The sequence below is a fragment of the Mucilaginibacter segetis genome (genome assembly GCF_016522075.1).
Taxonomy (GTDB): domain Bacteria; phylum Bacteroidota; class Bacteroidia; order Sphingobacteriales; family Sphingobacteriaceae; genus Mucilaginibacter; species Mucilaginibacter segetis.
On sequence record NZ_JAEHFW010000001.1, the window covers coordinates 1,539,813 to 1,560,370 of the forward strand.

Below are 20,558 nucleotides of genomic sequence, written 5' to 3' on the forward strand. Positions count from 1 at the left end.
AAAATATATATACCAACCCTTAATTTACTATCGCACATACCCCCGTTATTTAATATTATAAACTTATTAAAGTTTTATATTATATACAATAATATGCGAGCTTAAAAAATAAGTATATATGTTTTTTAACAATTAATTAATTACATATACTTTTATATAAACATGTTTTGATATATGGAAGATACCGATAAACTAAACCGTATTATAGAAGCACGGATGAAGCTGAAATCCCGCTTCGAGGAAAAGATGAAACTTACACCTTCCGTGTCGGATGATGCACCAAAAGGTTCGGGTGAATTAAACCGTCACGGAATGCCCGTAATACCCATAGGGCAAACTGCAACCGTAAAATGGCCTGTGCTTGATCTGGGCTACCAGCCCGATATCCCTTTGGATAGGTGGCGGTTAACAGTGAACGGCGCGGTTGAAAATCCGGTGGTACTTACCTGGAAGGATTTTATGGCCCTGCCTCAAACTAAAGATACTTCCGACTTTCATTGTGTGACCACCTGGAGTAAATTGAACATGCACTGGAAAGGGGTGAGCCTGCTTGATCTGGCTGCTTTAGTGCATCCACATGAAGATGCTACCCATATCATGTGTTATGGCTATGATACTTACACTACCAATATATCTTTAGAAGAAGCCCTTAAGCCTGATGTATTGCTGGTGCACACATTTGACGGACAGCCCCTTGCAAAAGAACATGGAGGGCCCGCACGCATGATAACACCACAATTGTATGCATGGAAAGGCGCCAAATGGATAAAGCGTATTGAGTTTTTAACTGAAGATAAATTAGGATTTTGGGAAGACAGGGGGTACAGTAACACAGCATATCCCTGGAGGAACGACCGGTACAGCGACTGATTGCTTAAATAAAAAAGTCCGGCGCTTAACGCAACCGGACTTTTTATAGGTAGAACAAATATTAATCTAAATACCCGTGAACACCCATTTCAGGTATATCCAAACCGGCAATTTCATCAGCTTCAGGTACACGTAAACCTACTGTCTTATCAAGTATTTTAAAAAATACATACATTACAATACCCACAAAAACAATACAGGTAACCGCGCCTATCAGCTCAGCATAAAATTGGCCGGCATCGCCATAAAATAGTCCGGTAACGTTACCTTTCACACCGTTCCAGCCGTCGCCGTAAGTGCCGTCGGCAAATAAACCTAGGGCTAAAACGCCCCATATACCGTTAGCACCGTGTACAGCAAATGCACCAACCGGATCGTCTATCTTTAATTTACGGTCAACAAAGTTATAAACTACTATTACCAATACACCGGCAATAGCACCTATCAACATGGAAACCGGAGCAGTAACAAACGCACATGGGGCTGTTATAGCAACCAGACCCGCAAGTAATCCGTTACATAACATGCCCGGATCCGGTTTTTCGCCTTTTACATACATAAACGCTAATGCCGATAAAGCGCCGGCAGCACTTGCAAGCATGGTGTTTGTTGCCACCACCGCAATACGCAGATCGGTACCGGCTAAAGTAGAACCCGGGTTAAAACCGAACCAGCCAAAGGCCAGTATAAACGTACCGATGATTGCCATAGGGATGTTATGCCCCGGTATAGTGTTAACGGTGCCATCCTTACCATATTTACCAACACGGGGGCCAATGATGTATGCCCCTATTAAAGCTGCAACACCACCCACTTCATGCACTACCGATGAACCGGCAAAATCTACGTGCCCGTGTCCTAAACCGAAGTTTACACCAAGGTTGGCCAGCCAGCCGCCGCCCCATACCCAGTTACCGAATATAGGGTAAACAAACATGGAAATAAACAGACCGTAAATGATGAACGATTTGAATTTCCAACGTTCAGCCATTGACCCGGTAGGAATAGTAGCCGTAGTATCCATAAATACCATCTGGAATAAAAACAGGGTAAATACACCTACGTCATAAACCTTGCTGTTAAGAAAATAGCCCGCATTACCCCAAATGCCGAAATCTTTACCAAAAAGGCTGATGGTAAACTCATGACCCAGACCCGGCGTGCCACCCAATGCGCCGATAGGGCCCGAGCCGCCCCACATAAAGGCAAAGCCGCAGATCCAGAAACCTGTTATCCCCAGGGCATATACCAAAAAGTTCATGGCCATGGTATGTGCCACGTTTTTCTTTTGGGTAAAACCTGTTTCAACCATGGCAAAACCTGCCTGCATAAACATTACCAGGAAACCCGTGATAAGTGTCCACATAATGTTGATGGAAATACGATTATGGCCTGCTGCGTCACCCACCTCCGTAAGCGTGGGCTCACCTGCTTTGGCTGCAGCAACATCAGCAATGGTACCGGTTTTGGCGCCGGAGGCATCCTGGGCCAGCGCATGCATGGGCTGGAAAACCGAGAAAAATAAAATCACTGCGATGCCTAATAAAAGGTAAGCAGGAAACCTTTTGTGTAAAAATTTAGTGTTCATTTTGTTTTTAGTGTTTGGATTTAAATTATTAAGAGGAATTTTTTGCTTGAGGGAAGAAAAAATAACTCTAAAACCCAATAAATGAGGGGTGTTCTACAGGTTTTAGCTTTTGTTGACACAATTATTTTTATTTAACGTAAATTTAACGCTAAAAAAATCAATAATTACAAATATTTTAAAAAATTTATTAAAATATTTTATATTTTGTAAGATTTAATCTGTTTTAAAGCGAAATAATTATTGTATATTCTATAATTTGTGTCTAAAATTCAATTTAAAAATTACATTATTTTAATATTTATCAATTTTTTGAAAAGCTAAATGATCTTTATCTGAAAAATTTCACCTTTTATTACCGGTATTGCAATTTTGAAGCGATACAAATACCTAAATGCTGCATGGTTAGTATATAAAGCCCGAGTAGTTTATAAATAATAAATTTGATCGGGTTCAATGTTATAGCATACGTATGATAAAATTTATAAAAAATGTTAAAAAAGTACTTCCCTATGATAGGGATGAGTACATTGATTTTTTTGGTGATCATTTTTATTCTTATACCGAATGGTTTGGGGTTTCATTTCAGTTACCGGGTGGTTATGAAGGAGGAAATATAAGTGAAACAGAATACCTGGAGGCTTATGAAACGTGGTTTAAAACTGTAATATCACAATTCGGGAATAGTTCGTTGTGGACCGTAAATCATGACAAAAGAGATTTAGAATGGTTCCCTAATGAAGAAGATAATTTAACCAACTTACGAACACTGTTTGAACAAAATAACATACCTGATAAATTCAAAGGTGCTTTAGTTTTTACAACCGATGATTTATTAATGTTTTCTGCAGATTTGATCACTTATCCTGTTGCTGTATTCAATAAAGAAGGCTGGTTATATTCTGATTTGGATATTTCACATAACGCATTGCCATTTATTATAAAAATATCCGCTCATTGTAATATTGACTTACTGAGTACTGATGAGGATCTATTGATGGAAATTGTAAATAAAAATAGCCCGGATGTTTTTATACGGAGAGGCTTCGGATGTTTACCGCGAGGGGAAATGTAGAGGGAAGTATTATGGTAATAAGGCTGTTGACACTTAATTCCCCCTCAACTTAAAATCCTGCTAATAGTTGCCAGGCCTATGTTTAATTCGGCGCTTATTTCACGATAGCTTTTTCCTTCGGCTTTTAATTTCAGCACATCTTCCTTAATTGCCTCACGTGATCGTTTTTCCGGTGTTTGCAAATGCGTTTGTTCGGTATCATAACTATCAAATACATAATGCAGGCTGTTCATGTCTTTTTCTATATGGCAAAGGCACACATTATCAGCTCCGTATAGTTTTTGCGCATTACGTTGTTTTATCTGTTTTAGGTACCTGCCACCCGGTACTAAAGTGCTTTCACCTATCGCGAAAGCGCTGTCGCAAAAATTAATGATCATCTTACTGCCCTGCAGGTCGTTCACCGTAAGCGGTCTGGCTGAACGCCTTTTAGGAGTATGCGCCAGGGCCAAAACGGATAGTTTATACCTGTTCTTTAATTTTTTCAACTGTTTCATCAATGGCAGTGCATCCCTGCTGCGTTCTGTACCGCTGCGCATATAAGTGAGGTTGTCAATTATCAGTACGCGGGCCTTGGTTTCCTTTATAGCGTGCTCAAGTGCGTAGTTTACATGGTCGTGGTAATTATCATACAGCACCGGGTTATCGGCTTCGGTATTGAATTCCGCACGGAAAAACGTAAGCCCAAAAGCATAGCTCCCCCAGCGGTTATCAAAGTAACGGCTCTCGAACTGTTTGCTGCTCAGTTCAAAGTCAACATACAATACCGGTGTTTGCGGTTCTATTCCGTTGGCAAAGGGTTCCATAGTTTCGCCCTGCGCCAGGCTGTTGCCAATCTGCACCGCTAAAATTGATTTGCCCAGATTGGTATCCGCGAATAATATGCATAATTCCCCCTCGAACCAAAAATCGCCAAAGAGCATTCGCGGAGCATTTTTACCATATTCCTGCCGCATCCATTCTCCTGCGGGCTTTACCCGCAATAAAGCCGATTTTTCTACATCAGCAAATATGGTGGGGTCTAACCCTGCCTTTTTTAATTTTTTATTGCTGCGTACAACATCACGGCGTATATCATTAATTATATCCGGCCGTATGTGATTGATCGGGATCTCGAAATAAGTTCTGTTCATAAAGTAATAATTTATATCTGTAAAAATACAGAAATATCTTTATTATTACAATGTGGTTTTTAATAATTTTTTGTTCCGATCTTAAAAAAGCGGAACACTTTTTAAAAAATTTTAGTTAGCTATCAATCAGTTATTTATGATACTTACATAAAGTAAATGCACCCAGAATTGATAAATAAAAAATATGATAAGTGACTGATTAAAAGAGTGTTCCGTTTGTTCCGTTTTGTATATACACACACGCGGAACACCTGAACAAAACAAGAGAGGATATGAATTTTGGGAAATAATTACAAGTCTTCGGGAAGTTTATCTATTTATCAGTATTACGGCATACCGCAACTTTGTATCATTAATTACAAACAAACACAACAATGAAAAAATTAGATAACAAAGTAGCCGTTATAACAGGTGGTAACAGCGGTATAGGTTTAGCAACAGCACAATTGTTTGCACAACATGGTGCAAAGGTTACCATAACCGGCCGCAACCAGCAAACTATAGACGAAGCCGTTAAACAAATTGGCAATAACGTAATTGGTTTAACCAGCGATGCAGCCGATCTGCAAAAGATAGATAACCTCTACCAAACCGTTAGTGATAAATTTGGCAAGATAGATATACTGGTAATAAACGCGGGTGTATTTGCTGCTGCGCCACTGGCAGAGTTTACCGAAGAAATGTTCGACCAGATCAGCGACATCAACTTTAAAGGCGTATTTTTCTCGGTACAAAAGGCATTGCCTTATTTAAATGATAGCGCATCTATCATTATCACCTCATCAACCGTTAACGGGAAAGGATTTGCTACCATGTCGGCCTATTCGGCCTCAAAAGCCGCAGTACGCTCATTGGCGCGTAGTTTCTCTTCCGAATTGTTGGATAGAGGCATCCGTGTAAATGTACTTTCTCCGGGCCCTATAGACACCCCGATATTTGAGCGTGGTGTTACTGCTGAACAAGCCGGCGATACTAAAGCCTACATGGCACAATCAACCCCGGTAAAACGCCTGGGTACTGCAGATGAAATGGCCGAGGGCTTCCTTTACCTGGCATCTGATGATTCTAAATTTATGGTGGGTGGCGAGTTATTGCTCGACGGAGGTATTGGTAATTTATAATATCCTGAAATAAATAGCCCTTAGGGCTAATTTAATTAAATAAAACGCTGGTTTTAAGTAGTATATACTTAGGTCGGCGTTTTTTTATTATAAATTTGGCTGTTGGTTTATTTAATATCATCTTTTAACAATTCTGTATCCCTTATCATGAAAATAGCGCTGGCTTACGCACCATATCCAAAGAACATTGCTGACGGATTATATTGGATAAATAAATTGGCTGCGGAAGCAGCAGCCGGGCAGGCAGAAATTATTTGTTTCCCGGAGTCGTACATACCAGGTTATCCGGGTACAGGCTTTGAACCGGAGGCTCGCTCGCCCGAAAAGTTGCGTGACGCACTGGATGAGGTAGAAAACATAGCTTATGCAAATAATATCGCTGTTATTATACCTATGGACTGGTACGGCCCTAACGGACTTTTAAACTTGGTCTATGTAGTATCAGCCTCCGGCGAATTGTTGGGTTACCAAACCAAAAACCAGTTAGATCCTACCGAGGATAACATTTGGATACCCGGCACTGAACGCAGTTTATTTGAAGTGAACGGCCTGAAGTTCGGTATCACAATTTGTCACGAAGGTTTTCGTTATCCGGAATCTGTACGCTGGGCAGCGCGGGAGGGGGCCTCGGTTGTTTTTCATCCGCATTGTACAGGCGATGATGCTTCCGGTTTGCAATTAACCGATTGGGGGCATAAAAACAACCCATATTACGAGAAGGCGATGATGCTGCGCGCTATGGAAAACACCATTTATTTTGCAAGTGTAAATTATGGCTTTAAATACCCCGAATCCGGCTCGGCAGTTATTGCCCCTGACGGCACCTGTATTGCCGGTCAACCCTATGGCAAAGCGGGTATTATAATAGCCGATATTGACCCGGCACAAGCCACGGGCTTGTTAGCCAAACGGTTTAAACCGGAGTTATACAAGTGGTAGGTAAAATTCCAATGATGTTTTAAAAATCATTATTCATATTTCCATCGGTCGCTATTTACCCTGCATTTGTCGCATATATACCGTTAGCGTTGTAATTTTATTATAGAGATTTGTACAAAACAAACGGATTTTTTAATAATTATAACAGGAGAGCTTCACATGAGAAAAATAATTGTTTTATCCTTTATCACATTAGACGGCGTAATGCAGGCACCCGGCGGGCCTGAAGAAGACCCATCCGGCGGTTTTAAATATGGTGGTTGGACAGCACCCTATAACGACGAAGTATCCGGTAACGTGATGCAAAAACAAATGGAAAGGGCGGATTTGCTGCTCGGCAGAAAAACGTATGAGATATTTGCGGGTTACTGGCCTGAACATGCCGACCATTGGCCCGGTGTTAATGAGGTTACCAAATATGTATTTTCCAATACTATGCAAAGCGCGGATTGGGAGAACACGGTATTCCTTACCAACGTTGCAGACATCGAAAAGCTAAAAAACTCGGAAGGTGCCGACCTTAAAATTTGGGGCAGCAGTAAACTTGTTCAGCTATTGCTTAAACATGGTCTTGTAGACGAATTCTGGCTGAACATTCACCCCATAACCTTAGGCAAAGGGAAGAAACTGTTTGACGATAGTGCGGTGCCGGCAGCGTTCACACTTGTAGAAAGCACGGCTACCCCGGGCGGCGTTATCATGGCCAATTTCAAAAAAGCAGGAGAAGTTAAAACGGGCACTGTAGGGGAATGAAATATATTATCAGCAGTTTGAATAATTAATAAGTAAACGGAATAAGATTGCTAAGATATTTAGTCTAAAATAATGTATACAGTTAATTCATAAGTTGCTCATAAATATATTTCTGCATGCTATAGTCGTCAGGATATTGTTTACGCGCTTTATCTTTAGCCGTAGCGTTGGTTGCGCGCTGCATAAATATCTTTGCAATTAACTGTTGGTCGTATACATATTTTTGCATGCTGTAATCTTTTATGTATTGTTTAATTGCAAAACGCTTCAACTCAACATCGGTTACTATATTCATATAGGCCTTATCTGCTTTTTGCTCATTGTATACATATTCCTGCATACTATAATCATCGGGATATTGATTTTCTGCAAAATGCTTTAACTCTTGGTCAGTTACATCGGTCATATATACATAACCCTTTTTTTGCTCATCATAAATATACTTCTGCATTTCAGCATCTGTCGGATATTGTTTTTTGGCGATCGCCCATAGTTTTTCCTCAATGGTTTGGGCAAAGGCAGATGAATAAAATAGCGCACTAAATATCAAAGCAAGGATAGGTTTCATGATAATTTTGAATATTAAATTAAGAATTATATTTCCAATTGCAATATAATAATTTTTGATTTTCTGCCATTTTTAACAGCATCTCTGTCCTGATCATATTAATAAAATACTGATTTTATCGGGTAGTGTCTTTCGGTTGTTATTTATTGAGAAATAAAGAGTTAATTAACAAAAAGCCATCCATAATTGAATAGCTTTTGTACCCGGGCGATACAGATTTTCAAATACTTGATTAAGGATTTAGATGTTTTAATGCGTTTAATATTTAAAACGGTAACCTTTGCGTTTTTTCAACATCCTTTATTGGGCATGGCGTATATCACATTGCCTGAAACGGATATATTGAAGCCATAATTCTCTACAGCGGGTAATACAAGCTTTTCCCATGTTTTGCCCATGTCAGCCGACCGGAATGCGCCATCGGAGCGACCACATATTAAATACTCACCCATTTGTTTGATGGATAAAATGTTGGATGTAGATTTAACTAAGCCTGTTCTTTTCATTAATAAACTACTCCAGGAAGGTTGAAGATCTTCGCCTATTGCCTTCCAGGTTTTTCCACCATCTGTTGAAATATGTGCTGTATTGGTTTTAGTTATGGGGTTGTATACTATAGCAGCAAATCCTCCATCTATAGGTTCCACATCAATGCCAAGTCCGCCTTCAGTAAACACCCGATCCCAGTTTTCACCATCATCGGTCGATCTTAATATTCCATTTTTGTTGGTGGTGAGTATTACACCGTTTGACTCTGCCAAATTCATTCTACCGTCTCCAACATGCAGTTGTTTCCATGTTTTCCCATGGTCGGCAGATCGGAAAAGGCTGTTACTGGAGCCAATCAGAACCGTGCCTCTGTCAGTTTCAAAAACGGTGCGTACTTCTCTTTCTTTATAATTCTTGTACATCCAATCCATCGTTTTATCTATACTTGTGGCTTGCTGCTGAAAATTCGTGTATATAGGCAACCAGTTACCTGTTCCGTTTGCTTTTTGCAAAAATTGACCCCTGATATCATACGCAAGTATCCCATTCTGGCCAGCCACAATATTACGTTGATTCCCGGGAAAAATTTCTTTTGTCCAAAATGAAGTTGTAGCATTTGGGTCACTGTGGTAAACCCCATTGCCGGCACGTAAATAGATCCCGTCACGGTCATTTGCAAATAGTCCTTTACTCCATACGCCTGTTCTCTGCAAATTTTCGGGTAATCCTTCGCTAATGTTCTGCCATGTTTTTCCGCCATCGGTAGATCTGAAGATGATGTTCAAAGTCACTGATTTTGTGCCTTTTGTTGTTATCTTTCCTGCTTCCTGTTCTTTTGGTATAAAAGAATTCAGCAGAAATACGATCAGGAGGATAGCCGGAGCAAGTACAAATAATCTTTTCCTTTTTTGATTTTTCATATTCTATAAATTTGATGCAGCAAATTTACTTTGATAGTTTTCGACTTTAGAAATTTGTATTGTAAATAAAAATGTAAACTTTGTAAATAAAACATTGACACTATGCCTGATAGCCGAAACCTTCTGACCGTGAAACGGAAGTACGTTTTTGGAGCGGTACTGCTTTTATTTATTTCAGTTATCTGCGTAGCTTTCTGCATAACGGATAATGACGAATTTGCTATCGCCAGAAGGGAAGTTTTGCTCCGCAGGATAGGGCATGAGTTGCTATTACAGTCGGGCGACAGTACATCAAGGGTGCTTCCGGTAAAAAAAACAGGTAAAAATGAATACCGGATCAGCTTTGAGAAGGAGTTTACTTTTAAACCGGGTTCCCTAGTAAGTACAACCCGGCGTTTGTTGGCAAAAGATGTACTTTCTGCTGATTATGTTGTTAATGTTTTAAACAGTGGCACGTCCGGCGTGGTTTACGGATATGCTATATCAAAAAGTAAAAAAGATGATATTATAACCTGCATAGGAAGAAAGCAACCCAAAGCGAGCTACCTGATCAATATTAAGTTTAAACCGAAGGGAGTAATCACAGAAAAGAGTGCCTATGTTTTGGGCAGCTTGCCATTTTTAGCATTTGTTGGTTTTATTTTTTTGAGATATGTTGAGCCACTAAGAGTTTTACCGGACAGGAAAAATGCTGATATGTTAAGTTTTGGCGGGGTGCTGTTCGATGCGAATAATAAGAAACTGATGATAAACGGTGTAACGATAGAACTGACGGGTACGGAATCGCGTTTATTACTCATATTCGCGCTGTCTCCAAATCAAATTATAGAGAGAGGCAGGCTGCAAAAAGAGATATGGGAAGATGAAGGTGTTATTGTTGGGCGTAGTTTAGATATGTTCATATCCAAACTCAGAAAAAAACTGGAACCCGATCCGACCATTAAAATTGCTGTTATACGCGGCAAGGGGTATAAGCTGGAGATAAACGCCTGAGGAGAACTTACACTGCGCCGGAATCGGGACGCGATGAGTTACGGATATCTGAACACTTTATTGAAGACTTATAGGTTATTAATGAATAGAATCTATCTGTTTTGAGGAGGAATAGATATTTTTACAAACAGTTGCTATGCTTAAAATAATAAAGTCTTCAACTTTATTTGGTTTCTCCATGATATATTGCCAAAGCGTTATCAATATCTTTTATATCAAACCACGCAATAGCATTTATGTCGATTATTTCATTTGTTCTTTTTGGCCCGGACAAATTATCTAAATCCTTCGGATGAATTTCTTTCACCACCAATTTACCTTTTTCTATTTCCCTAAATCCATAATAGATTGATGTAAAGTTCCATTCTAAAAATCCAAAAAGTTGCTCAGTAGGTTTAAATAAAATAAAAGGGAAATCTGGTTTGGATGAATTTTCTTTATATGCAGGTTTTCTGAAGATTAAACAACCTGAAAGCGGGGCATAGTCATAGGTTTTTTCTGTGTCATACCAAACCCAAGTTACAGCGGAGTTAGCAAGCGGTTTTGGATTATCTTTTTCAGCATAAATAGCAATTAGTCCGGCGTAACACATCATTCTCCACTCATTGATATTATATATGTAAACTCCATACCTTTCATCAATCGTTTCTGAAAAATAATCCTTAGTCCAGCTGGGTTTTTTATAACATTTCAAGGTAGAGATGTCAATCTCCCATTTATTGGTATCCTCCATATTTGCCTTATTAATTACAGAGACGGAAATAAAAAACAAACGCCCATCCTGTTATCAGGAAGGGCGTTTTCGATAGAAATCCTATCGTGTACTCAGAGCGGGAATCGAACCCGCACTCCTTTAACGGGAACAGGATTTTAAGTCCTGCGTGTCTACCAGTTCCACCATCTGAGCAGGTGTGTAACCTTTTAACAATAAATCCCTCCGGGCGGCGAAGGGATTTGAGCGAAAGACGAGATTCGAACTCGCGACCCCGACCTTGGCAAGGTCGTGCTCTACCAACTGAGCTACTTTCGCGTTGGTATTCCCTCAAATTTGTAGTGGCTAATGCCTTACTGCGTTTGCGGAGTGCAAATATAGATAGAAATGCATATTCTGCAAGTAAAAATATTTAATTTTTTTAAATTTTTCATAACTCGCTGTTTTTCAAAACTTCCGCGGTAAGGTCAGTTTCGTAGCCGCGGCTATAAGCATACTGTTGTAGTTTATACCTGCGTTTATAGGGGTCTTTTTCGGTTAAAAGGGCAGCTTTTTTTTCTATAGTACGGTGCAGGGTGGCCATATAATGATCAGGATTAATGCCGGCCAACGCTTTTTTTATCAGCGCGGGCGATACATTTTTAAGCTTAAGGCCCTGTTTTATTTTGATCTTCCCCCAGTTCTTCTGTCTAAACTTACCTTGTACGTACGCATGTGCAAAACGCGCCTCATTCAAAAAATTACCTTCTATCAATTGCGAAATAATGTTTTCAACCGCGGCTGTCCATAATCCCCATTCGTATAATTTATTACGTACTTCCTGTTGCGAGCGTTCCTGGTAGGCGCAGTAATGCTCCGCTTTGGCAAGCGCTACTTTTTCGTCGGTTATTTTAACACTTTTAGGTGCGGTCATCTAAAACCAAAATTCGTTAAAATTCTTCTATTTGCTGAAATATAAGCAAATTCGTGCCATGCAAAAATCTTATCCCGTAAATGAAATAAAACAGCTTATTAGCGCTGAGGGTGATATTGTAAATAATAATCAGATTACTACGCTGATCACCGATAGCCGGCGTATCACTAATCCGGCAACCGCGTTGTTCTTTGCGTTGAGCGGTCGTAGGGATGGGCATGAATTTATTGCTGATGCCTATACTACAGGGGTGCGCAGTTTTGTGGTAACGCATAAGCCGGATACCATAATGACAGATGCTGATTTCTTGATTGTGGACGATGTTTTAGCCGCCCTTCAAACATTAGCTGCATACCATCGAAGCCAGTTTGATATGGAGGTAATAGGCGTAACAGGCAGTAACGGCAAAACCATCGTAAAAGAATGGCTGTATCAGTTGCTTTGCCCCGACAGGAATATTGTGCGCAATCCTAAAAGCTATAATTCACAGATAGGGGTACCATTATCGGTATGGCAAATGAACGATACTCATAATCTGGGCATTTTTGAAGCGGGTATATCCACCGTTAACGAGATGGAAAAACTGGAAACCATTATTAAACCTACCATAGGGGTACTTACCCATATAGGTACCGCGCACGATGAGGGGTTTGAATCTGCCGAACAAAAAATAAGGGAAAAATTAAAGCTTTTTGTAAACTGTAAACAGATAATTTACGAGTACGATGAGCTGTTAAAATACAAAAGTGACATTGAGGGTAAACAGCTTTTCAGCTGGAGCCGTAAATTTAAATTAGCGGATCTGTACGTTTTTAGTGATACAGTTATAGCCGATAAATATTATTTACGGGGCACCTATAAGGGGCAGGAGGTGGAATGTTTAGTTCCTTTCCGGGATGACGCCTCCGTTGAGAACGCGATCATATGCTGGGCCACAATGCTGGCTATGGGTTACAAGCCCACTGAAGCCGACAGCCGCATAGAGCGTTTAATACCGGTGAGTATGCGCCTGGAACTTAAACATGGTAGTAATAATTGCTCCATTATTGATGATTCTTATAACTCCGACCTGCAATCACTGGAGATAGCGCTGAATTTCCTGATGCAACAAAACCAGTATCAAAAAAAGACGCTCATTCTGTCTGATATTTACCAGTCAGGTTTATCGCAGGAAATTTTATATAAACAGGTGGCTGATATGGTGCACACCAAAAAGGTAAATAGTTTTATTGGTGTAGGCAAGGCGTTAAATGAGTATCAGCATTATTTTAAAGCTCCTGAGCAGCATTTTTATACGGATACAGATGAATTGTTAAAAGACCTGCCTGATCTGCATTTTAGGCAGGAAACCATTTTGATAAAAGGCTCCCGTAGTTTTATGTTCGAAAGGATAAGCCAGGCATTAGTTCAAAAGGCCCATGAAACCGTTTTGGAGATAAATCTGAACGCGCTGTTGGGTAATCTGAATTTTTATAAGGCTAAGCTACACCCGGGAGTTAAAATAATGGCAATGGTTAAAGCTTATTCTTACGGAAGCGGAACTTTTGAGGTAGCCAATATCCTGCAATATAATAAGGTTGATTATTTAACGGTTGCCTATACCGATGAAGGAATAGCTTTAAGGGAAGGGGGCATAAATTTGCCTATAATGGTACTCAGTCCGGAGCCGCAGGCTTACGCCAAGCTAACTGAAAATAAATTAGAGCCGGTTATGTACAGCTTTGGCTTGCTGGATGGCTTTGTAAAATACGCGCAGCAAAATGGCATAAAGACCTATCCGGTGCATATCAAGATAGACAGCGGCATGCATAGGCTCGGATTTGAAGAATTTGAATTTGATGCTCTTTGCGATCTGCTCGAAGTAAATAATTACATCAAGGTGCAATCAGTGTTTTCGCACCTGGTGGCCAGCGACGCGCCGGAACACGACCTTTTTACACTGCAACAAATAAAGATATTTGAAAATGCCTGCAGCAGGATAGAAGATGCCCTCGGGTATAAGGTAATAAAACACATTAGTAATACTTCAGGTATAACTCGCTGGCCAACAGCCCAGTATGATATGGTTAGGCTGGGTATAGGTTTATATGGTATTGATGCTGCAATTGAACCGGGCGACAACGAACTGAAACCTGTGGCTACCTTAAAAACCACGGTATCGCAGGTGAAAAAAATAATGGCTACTGATACCATAGGATATAACCGTAACGGCAGTTTAGCTAAGGATGGTAAGATCGCTACCGTGCGCATAGGTTATGCTGATGGTTATCTCCGGGCCTTTGGTAATGGAGTGGGAAAAATGCGCATAAACGGAAAATTAGCGCCAACAGTAGGTAATATCTCTATGGATATGTGTATGCTGGATGTGAGTGAGATTGATTTGAGGGAAGGGGATGAGGTAATAGTTTTTGATGAAACACTAAGAATTGAGGAACTGGCTCGGGAAATAGGCACTATTCCGTATGAAATATTAACAAATATTTCGCAACGGGTAAAAAGAGTGTACTTTTATGAGTAGATTATATTTTTAAAATGAAGAGAATTGCAAGAGCCTTATTGAATTATTTTATAAAAGGGCTGTTGATAGTAGTACCCCTCGGGGCGGCTTTCTTCCTGATATTTTGGGCCGTATCCAGTATTGATAATGCGTTAAACCTGAGCGACAGACTTTGGGTAGACAGTAAAACCGGAAGGCATGTTTATATCCCAGGTTTGGGGATCTTAAATGTGGTAGTGATCATATTAATTGCTGGCATACTGGTAACCAACGTAATTACCGATCCCATAAAAGCATGGTTCAACCGTTGGTTAAACAGGTTGCCGCTGTTAAAGTTTCTGTACTCATCCATTAAAGACCTTACCGAGGCATTTGTTGGAGAAGAGAAAAAGTTTAATGAACCGGTATTGGTTGAAGTTAATGAATTCGGTCTTAAAAAAATTGGTTTTCTGGTGCAGAAGGATCTGTCAAAGCTTAATCTGCCTGGTGAGGTTGCGGTGTATTTTCCATATTCTTATTCATTTGCAGGTCAGGTAGTTATTATAAGTGCAGATAAGGTAAAGCCGATGAATAAAAGCGCCGCTGAAGTAATGAAATTTGTAATATCCGGCGGAGTAAGCGGGCTTGATTGAAATTACTGAACCCGACTTTTCCTGAAACTGCGTACTGTAAGTAATATAGCAACAAACATTAAAACCGCGCCCATCAAAAATGGTGCTCCCGGAAAGTATACAGGAACGGTTTTGTCGGTAAAATGATGAAACAGTGAGGTCATTAACAGCGGGCCAATTACGGTAGTAACGCTGGTTAAACTGGTTAGTGCACCTTGTAACTCGCCTTGTTCATTAGGAGCTACATGTTCAGTGATAAATCCCTGCAGAGCGGTACCACCTATTCCACCTAAACAATAGGGTATCATATATACATACATCAGCCACCCGGTATTATTAAAAGCTATTAATATTAATCCTATTCCGTAGAAGGTTATACCCGCTAAAATATTTTTCTGTAATCCGAACTTAGGTATGGTAAAGCGTACCAGGCCACCTTGTATAGAGGCTATAAGTACACCAATAAAAATACCCAGGGCACTGATGCTATGCAGTGTCCACTTAAATTTTTCAATTACATAAAATGGAAGGGTGCTTTCTACCGCTTTTTGGCCTATATAAACCAATGTATAAGCTGTAATTAAGGTACTGATGGCCATAGAATAGTTACGGATGCGTAATAACGATCCAACCGGATTGGCCCGTTTCCATTCAAACCTTCTCCTGTTTTTTAACGGCAAAGATTCAGGAAGCAGAAAAAAACCATACAAAGCATTTAACAGTGCCAACCCTGCGGCGACAATAAAAGGCAGCTTAATACTGATAGCCCCTAAAAAACCGCCCAAACCAATCCCTAATATAAAACCCAGGCCCGATGCAGCACCTACCAGTCCAAAATTAGCTGCCCTTTTATTTCCGGTACTTACATCAGCAATATAGGCAGTTGCCGTAGTGGTACTAGCCCCGGTTATACCAGCAATAAAGCGACCTACAAACAACCATATAATGGAAGGCGCAAACGCCATGAACAAATAATCGATACCAAAACCAAATAGCGAACCTAATAGAATCGGCCTTCGGCCAAACCTGTCGCTTAAATTGCCAAGCACAGGAGCAAATAAAAACTGCATGCTGGCATAAGTAAAAGTTAGATAACCGCTGTACTGACTGGCCATACTCACATCAACATTGGCCAGTTGCTGCAATAATTTAGGTAAAATCGGGATAATAATACCCAGCCCCAATACATCAATAAACAATGTTACAAAAATGAAACCTAAGGCAGCCTTGCCATGACCAAGCGGTTGTTTCATAAAATTAAGGCGTAACTATTTTTCATAATTAAACTACTGGTGAACTATCCGCTATTACAGGTTTCTTTCTGAAACTACGTACCGCAAGTAATGCACTTATCAACATTAGTGCCGATGCTATAAAATAAGGTGCCCCGGGTAAATAAACCGGAGCATCAGTATTGGTAAAATAGTAAAACACATAGGTCATGAACCAGGGGCCGAATATGGAGCTCAAGCTCATTAAGCTGGTTAAGCCACCCTGTAATTCGCCCTGGGCGTTCGGAGGAACTTCACTGGTCATCACTCCCTGTAAGGCCGGGCCTGCAATTCCGCCCAGCGCATACGGGATCATGAAGGCAAACATCATCCAGCCCTTTGTAGCGAAACCAAACAACAGCATGCCTATGGCGTAAAATGTCAGGCCTACCCAAATGCTGCGTTCCTGTCCCAGTTTAGGGATGGCTATACGGATGAGGCCACCCTGAACCAATGCTATCATTAAACCAATAAAACCCAGAGAATACCCTACAGTTGCCTCATTCCATTTAAATTTCTCCATGGTGTAATAGGTCCATACACTTTGTACAGCGTATGCAGCAAAATAAATAATGAACAGGCTTATAGCCAAACCTATAACCGCAGGATATTTTTTTAATTGCATTAAAGACCCCAAAGGATTAGCGCGTTTAATATCAAATTCCCGCCGGTGTTCTTTATCTAATGATTCCGGGAGTATAAAAAAACCATAAGTTGCATTCAGCAAAGCCAGAGCTGCGGCCGCGTAAAACGGATAGTGGGTGTCCATTTTACCTAATATGCCTCCTATAACAGGCCCTATAATAAAACCCAGACCGAATGCCACACCTATCATGCCGAAGTTTTGTGAACGCTTTTCGGGTGTGCTCACATCGGCTATATATGCTGATGCTGTAGTTATACTTGCCCCGGTAATTCCGGCTATAATACGGCCAACGAATAACCAGCCAATAGTGGGAGCAAAAGCCAGGAAAAGATAATCGATACCAAAGCCAAGTAAGGAGCATAAAAGTACCGGTCTGCGGCCGTATTTGTCGCTTAAATTGCCAATAATGGGTGAGCATAAAAACTGCATAACGGCATAGGCAACCAATAATAGTCCGGAATATCTTGACGCTTCGCTGATAGTACCATGTATCAGTTTTTCAATAAGTTTCGGAAAAACCGGAATAATTATGGCCAGGCCTATTACATCAATAAGCAATGTAATAAATATAAAACTTAAGGCGGCCTTTTGTTTAGGTTGGGCTGTAGCGTCCATGCGGTAAATAAACAATTAAAAACTTAAATTTTAATATTAATTATTAGATAATATTTGGTAAATAAAAATATTTATTCCTAAATTGACTAAAAAATTAGTTGCCATGAAAAAACTGAAACTTTTACTGTCAATACCATGTGTATTGTTTCTGCAAACCACGTTTGCACAAGCTCAGGATCATGTAATGCTTTCCAGCGAACATCCTGCAGCAGGCCAGAAGATTAATATTACTTATGATGCTTCTGGAACAGAGTTAGCCGACAAAGGTGCTCCAGAGGCTGTAGTATATTTTCTGGATAATAAACAATATCCTGCAGCGGATGTAGACCTTACTGCTGACGGTAAGAAGTGGAAGGGCAGCTTTACTATTCCGGATGCAGCTAAGGCTTTTTTTGTAAAAATAAGCAGCGACGGCACTATAGATGATAATAATGATAAGGGATACGTTTTTCTTGTTTATAAAGGGGATAAACCTGTAGAAGGTGCTTACGCCAGCAAAGCATATCTTTTATATTCCGGTATGGGGAATTATTTTGCCAAAATAAAATCCGATATGGATGAAGCGGGAAACCTGTATGCAAAAGAGTTTGAAATGTATCCGCAAAGCGAAAAGGAATTCCAGTCGAACTACCTGATCTATTTATCCGCCCAAAAGGACGATAAAAGTAAGGAATTGCTAAGTCAGAAAATTGATGCGCTTGCAGCAAGCGGTGATGAAAAGGATATGATGCTGGCAAGCTCGATATACGCAAGAACCAGAAAGGCCAAGATGGCTGACTCGCTTAATAAGGTCATCAAAACTAAATTCCCCGAGGGAGTGATGGCCAGGAATGAAATGGGCATGGCTTTTAATCAGGAAAAAGATCTGACAAAAAAGGAAACATTATATAAAGAATATGTAGCTAAATATCCCGAAACAGAGGATAACAAAGCATTATTGGAAAATTATAAATTACAATTAGCTTCTGCATACTTACAGGCCGGTGATATTGCCGGTTACCAAAAATGGGCCGATCAGATCAAGGATAAATCCAATCTTGCCGGAGCACTGAATAATGTAGCATGGGCATGGGCCGAAAAAGGAGAAAAGCTGGATGAAGCTGCTAAACTTTCTAAACAATCATTAGAGGTTTTAGATGCCAAGCTAAATGATTTGGGTACACCGATGTATATGTCTCCAAAGCAGGCAAAAGAAAGCAACCGTTCCAGCTATGATATGTATGCTGATACTTATGCTTATATTCTTTACCAGCAGGGGAAATATAAAGAAGCGTTGACCTATCAGCAGCCGGTTTACGAGCATGCAAAAACACCGGATGCCGAAATATCAGAGCATTATGCATTGATACTTGGCGCTAATGGCCAATATGCTAAGGCACAGGATGTTATTGAAAAAACCATAAAAGCCGGAAAAAGCTCTGATGTGTTAAAAAAGGAGTTGGCTAAAGATTATATAAAAGTAAAAGGAAGCGATAAGGGTTATGATACTTATTTAGCCGGACTTGAAAATGCCGCTAAGAACAAACAGATGGAAGAACTGGCAAAACAAATGATCAACAAGCCTGCTCCGTCATTTGCCTTAAAAGATTTTGATGGTAAAACAGTATCATTAGCTAGCCTTAAAGGTAAAGTAGTAATAGTTGATTTTTGGGCTACCTGGTGCGGCCCGTGTAAAGCATCGTTCCCCGGCATGCAGTTAGCTGTTAATAAATACAAAGACGACCCGAACGTGAAATTCCTGTTTGTTGATACCTGGGAAAATGGCGATAATTATATGCCGGGTGTTAAAAAATTCATAGCTGATAATAAATATACCTTCCATGTTTTAATGGATGAGAAAGGCGATGACGGTCGCCAGTCTAAAGTGGTTACTCAATTTGGCGTTACCGGTATCCCAACTAAATTTATTATTGATAAAAACGGAAATATCCGGTTTAAAATGGTTGGATTTTCGGGCACTCCCGAAGGCATAAGAGAAGAAGTGAGCAGTATGATAGAGATGGCAAGCAACCCTGATGCGATTGCTGATTCACCAAAGGTTACGATGAATTAAACTAACCCAATATAAACCTTAAACAAAAAGGTGGGGCGCTTAAGTACGTCCCACCTTTTTTATTGTGACAGTAAATTTTAAAAATTCGGTTTCAAAACATATTTATCATAGAAACGGAAGATATGTTCGCATGCCTCTTCGGCGGTATCAACTACACGGTATAAATTCAGATCATCCGGACTAATGTTGTGTTCGTCTTCCAGCATGTGCTCTTTCACCCACTTAAACAGTCCGCCCCAGTAATCAACCCCGACGAATACGATAGGGAAACGTGCTATCTTCCCGGTTTGTATCAATGTGATAGCCTCGAATGATTCATCCATAGTACCGAAACCTCCGGGTAGTACAATAAAGCCCTGGGAATATTTCATGAACATTACCTTGCGGATAAAGAAGTAATCAAACTCCAGCATTTTATCTCTGTCGATATACTTATTATGAAACTGCTCAAAAGGCAGGTCGATATTAAGCCCTACGGATTTACCGCCGGCTTCAAAAGCACCTTTATTGGCAGCCTCCATTATACCAGGCCCACCGCCGGATATTACGCCATACCCACGCTCCGTTAATAATCGGGCGGTGTTTTCCGCGAGTTTGTAAAATTTATTATCGTGGTGGGTACGTGCTGAACCAAATATGGAAACACATGGGCCTATTTTTGCCAGTTTCTCGAAGCCGTCAACAAACTCGGCCATTATTTTAAATATTTGCCAGGAATCAGTTACTTTAATTTCCTGCCAGTTCTTATTCTCGAATGCTTGTCTTATTTTTTCTTCACCTGTCATTGTATGTAT

The 20,558-nt window shown here is 40.2% G+C and carries 18 protein-coding genes and 2 tRNA genes; 9 read left to right on the forward strand and 11 right to left on the reverse strand.

Annotated elements, in window-relative coordinates; all coding sequences use genetic code 11:
- Positions 1–174: 174 nt before the first annotated feature.
- Positions 175–870 carry a sulfite oxidase-like oxidoreductase gene (locus tag I5M19_RS07050; RefSeq protein ID WP_200065499.1) on the forward strand — a complete coding sequence of 232 codons (696 nt, stop codon included), beginning with the start codon at positions 175–177 and terminating at the stop codon, positions 868–870.
- A 61-nt stretch (positions 871–931) separates the two neighbouring features.
- Here I5M19_RS07050 and I5M19_RS07055 read toward each other — a convergent pair whose 3' ends face one another.
- Positions 932–2,458: an ammonium transporter gene (locus tag I5M19_RS07055; protein WP_200065500.1), complete on the reverse strand. Its 1,527-nt coding sequence runs from the start codon at positions 2,456–2,458 to the stop codon at positions 932–934.
- Between the two features lie 469 nt (positions 2,459–2,927).
- Here I5M19_RS07055 and I5M19_RS07060 point away from each other — a divergent pair, with 469 nt between their 5' ends.
- The gene (locus I5M19_RS07060; RefSeq protein ID WP_200065501.1) at positions 2,928–3,530 is read left to right on the forward strand and encodes a hypothetical protein; all 603 of its coding nucleotides are present in this window, start codon (positions 2,928–2,930) and stop codon (positions 3,528–3,530) included.
- 44 nt (positions 3,531–3,574) lie between these two features.
- Here the strand turns inward: I5M19_RS07060 and I5M19_RS07065 are convergent, their stop codons facing one another.
- Positions 3,575–4,663 carry an AAA family ATPase gene (locus tag I5M19_RS07065; RefSeq protein ID WP_200065502.1) on the reverse strand — a complete coding sequence of 363 codons (1,089 nt, stop codon included), beginning with the start codon at positions 4,661–4,663 and terminating at the stop codon, positions 3,575–3,577.
- Between the two features lie 374 nt (positions 4,664–5,037).
- Here I5M19_RS07065 and I5M19_RS07070 point away from each other — a divergent pair, with 374 nt between their 5' ends.
- From I5M19_RS07070 to I5M19_RS07080, 3 genes are all read left to right on the forward strand, one after another.
- The gene (locus I5M19_RS07070; protein ID WP_200065503.1) at positions 5,038–5,784 is read left to right on the forward strand and encodes an SDR family oxidoreductase; all 747 of its coding nucleotides are present in this window, start codon (positions 5,038–5,040) and stop codon (positions 5,782–5,784) included.
- 147 nt (positions 5,785–5,931) lie between these two features.
- Positions 5,932–6,723, forward strand: coding sequence for a carbon-nitrogen hydrolase family protein (locus tag I5M19_RS07075; RefSeq protein WP_200065504.1), 792 nt, complete (start codon positions 5,932–5,934; stop codon positions 6,721–6,723).
- 159 nt (positions 6,724–6,882) lie between these two features.
- Positions 6,883–7,476, forward strand: a complete 594-nt coding sequence (locus I5M19_RS07080; protein WP_200065505.1) for a dihydrofolate reductase family protein — start codon at positions 6,883–6,885, stop codon at positions 7,474–7,476.
- Positions 7,477–7,558: 82 nt separating this feature from the next.
- On the opposite strand, the gene I5M19_RS07085 is transcribed toward I5M19_RS07080, so the two are convergent.
- Positions 7,559–8,044 (reverse strand): hypothetical protein, encoded by a 486-nt coding sequence (locus I5M19_RS07085; RefSeq protein ID WP_200065506.1) that lies wholly within the window; start codon positions 8,042–8,044, stop codon positions 7,559–7,561.
- A gap of 290 nt (positions 8,045–8,334) precedes the next feature.
- Positions 8,335–9,453: a WD40/YVTN/BNR-like repeat-containing protein gene (locus I5M19_RS07090; protein WP_200065507.1), complete on the reverse strand. Its 1,119-nt coding sequence runs from the start codon at positions 9,451–9,453 to the stop codon at positions 8,335–8,337.
- Between the two features lie 129 nt (positions 9,454–9,582).
- Between I5M19_RS07090 and I5M19_RS07095 the strand changes: the two genes are divergently transcribed.
- Positions 9,583–10,446, forward strand: a complete 864-nt coding sequence (locus I5M19_RS07095; RefSeq protein ID WP_317193220.1) for a winged helix-turn-helix domain-containing protein — start codon at positions 9,583–9,585, stop codon at positions 10,444–10,446.
- A gap of 163 nt (positions 10,447–10,609) precedes the next feature.
- Here I5M19_RS07095 and I5M19_RS07100 read toward each other — a convergent pair whose 3' ends face one another.
- From I5M19_RS07100 to I5M19_RS07115, 4 genes are all read right to left on the reverse strand, one after another.
- Positions 10,610–11,179: a hypothetical protein gene (locus I5M19_RS07100; RefSeq protein ID WP_200065509.1), complete on the reverse strand. Its 570-nt coding sequence runs from the start codon at positions 11,177–11,179 to the stop codon at positions 10,610–10,612.
- 89 nt (positions 11,180–11,268) lie between these two features.
- Positions 11,269–11,353 (reverse strand) — tRNA-Leu (locus I5M19_RS07105).
- A 50-nt stretch (positions 11,354–11,403) separates the two neighbouring features.
- Positions 11,404–11,476 (reverse strand) — tRNA-Gly (locus I5M19_RS07110).
- A gap of 112 nt (positions 11,477–11,588) precedes the next feature.
- The gene (locus I5M19_RS07115) at positions 11,589–12,071 is read right to left on the reverse strand and encodes a regulatory protein RecX (protein ID WP_200065510.1); all 483 of its coding nucleotides are present in this window, start codon (positions 12,069–12,071) and stop codon (positions 11,589–11,591) included.
- A 58-nt stretch (positions 12,072–12,129) separates the two neighbouring features.
- Between I5M19_RS07115 and I5M19_RS07120 the strand changes: the two genes are divergently transcribed.
- Positions 12,130–14,589, forward strand: coding sequence for a bifunctional UDP-N-acetylmuramoyl-tripeptide:D-alanyl-D-alanine ligase/alanine racemase (locus I5M19_RS07120; RefSeq protein WP_200065511.1), 2,460 nt, complete (start codon positions 12,130–12,132; stop codon positions 14,587–14,589).
- A 14-nt stretch (positions 14,590–14,603) separates the two neighbouring features.
- Complete coding sequence (locus I5M19_RS07125) at positions 14,604–15,200, forward strand: DUF502 domain-containing protein (protein ID WP_200065512.1); 597 nt, start codon at positions 14,604–14,606, stop codon at positions 15,198–15,200.
- Between the two features lie 2 nt (positions 15,201–15,202).
- On the opposite strand, the gene I5M19_RS07130 is transcribed toward I5M19_RS07125, so the two are convergent.
- Both I5M19_RS07130 and I5M19_RS07135 read right to left on the reverse strand, forming a co-directional pair.
- Positions 15,203–16,432, reverse strand: coding sequence for a TCR/Tet family MFS transporter (locus I5M19_RS07130; RefSeq protein WP_200065513.1), 1,230 nt, complete (start codon positions 16,430–16,432; stop codon positions 15,203–15,205).
- Positions 16,433–16,460: 28 nt separating this feature from the next.
- Positions 16,461–17,711 (reverse strand): TCR/Tet family MFS transporter, encoded by a 1,251-nt coding sequence (locus tag I5M19_RS07135; protein ID WP_200065514.1) that lies wholly within the window; start codon positions 17,709–17,711, stop codon positions 16,461–16,463.
- Positions 17,712–17,814: 103 nt separating this feature from the next.
- On the opposite strand from I5M19_RS07135, the gene I5M19_RS07140 reads away from it, so the two are divergent.
- On the forward strand, positions 17,815–19,764 hold the full coding sequence (locus I5M19_RS07140) for a redoxin domain-containing protein (RefSeq protein WP_200065515.1): 1,950 nt from the start codon (positions 17,815–17,817) through the stop codon (positions 19,762–19,764).
- Positions 19,765–19,841: 77 nt separating this feature from the next.
- Here the strand turns inward: I5M19_RS07140 and I5M19_RS07145 are convergent, their stop codons facing one another.
- Positions 19,842–20,549: an LOG family protein gene (locus I5M19_RS07145; protein ID WP_200065516.1), complete on the reverse strand. Its 708-nt coding sequence runs from the start codon at positions 20,547–20,549 to the stop codon at positions 19,842–19,844.
- Positions 20,550–20,558 lie beyond the last annotated feature (9 nt).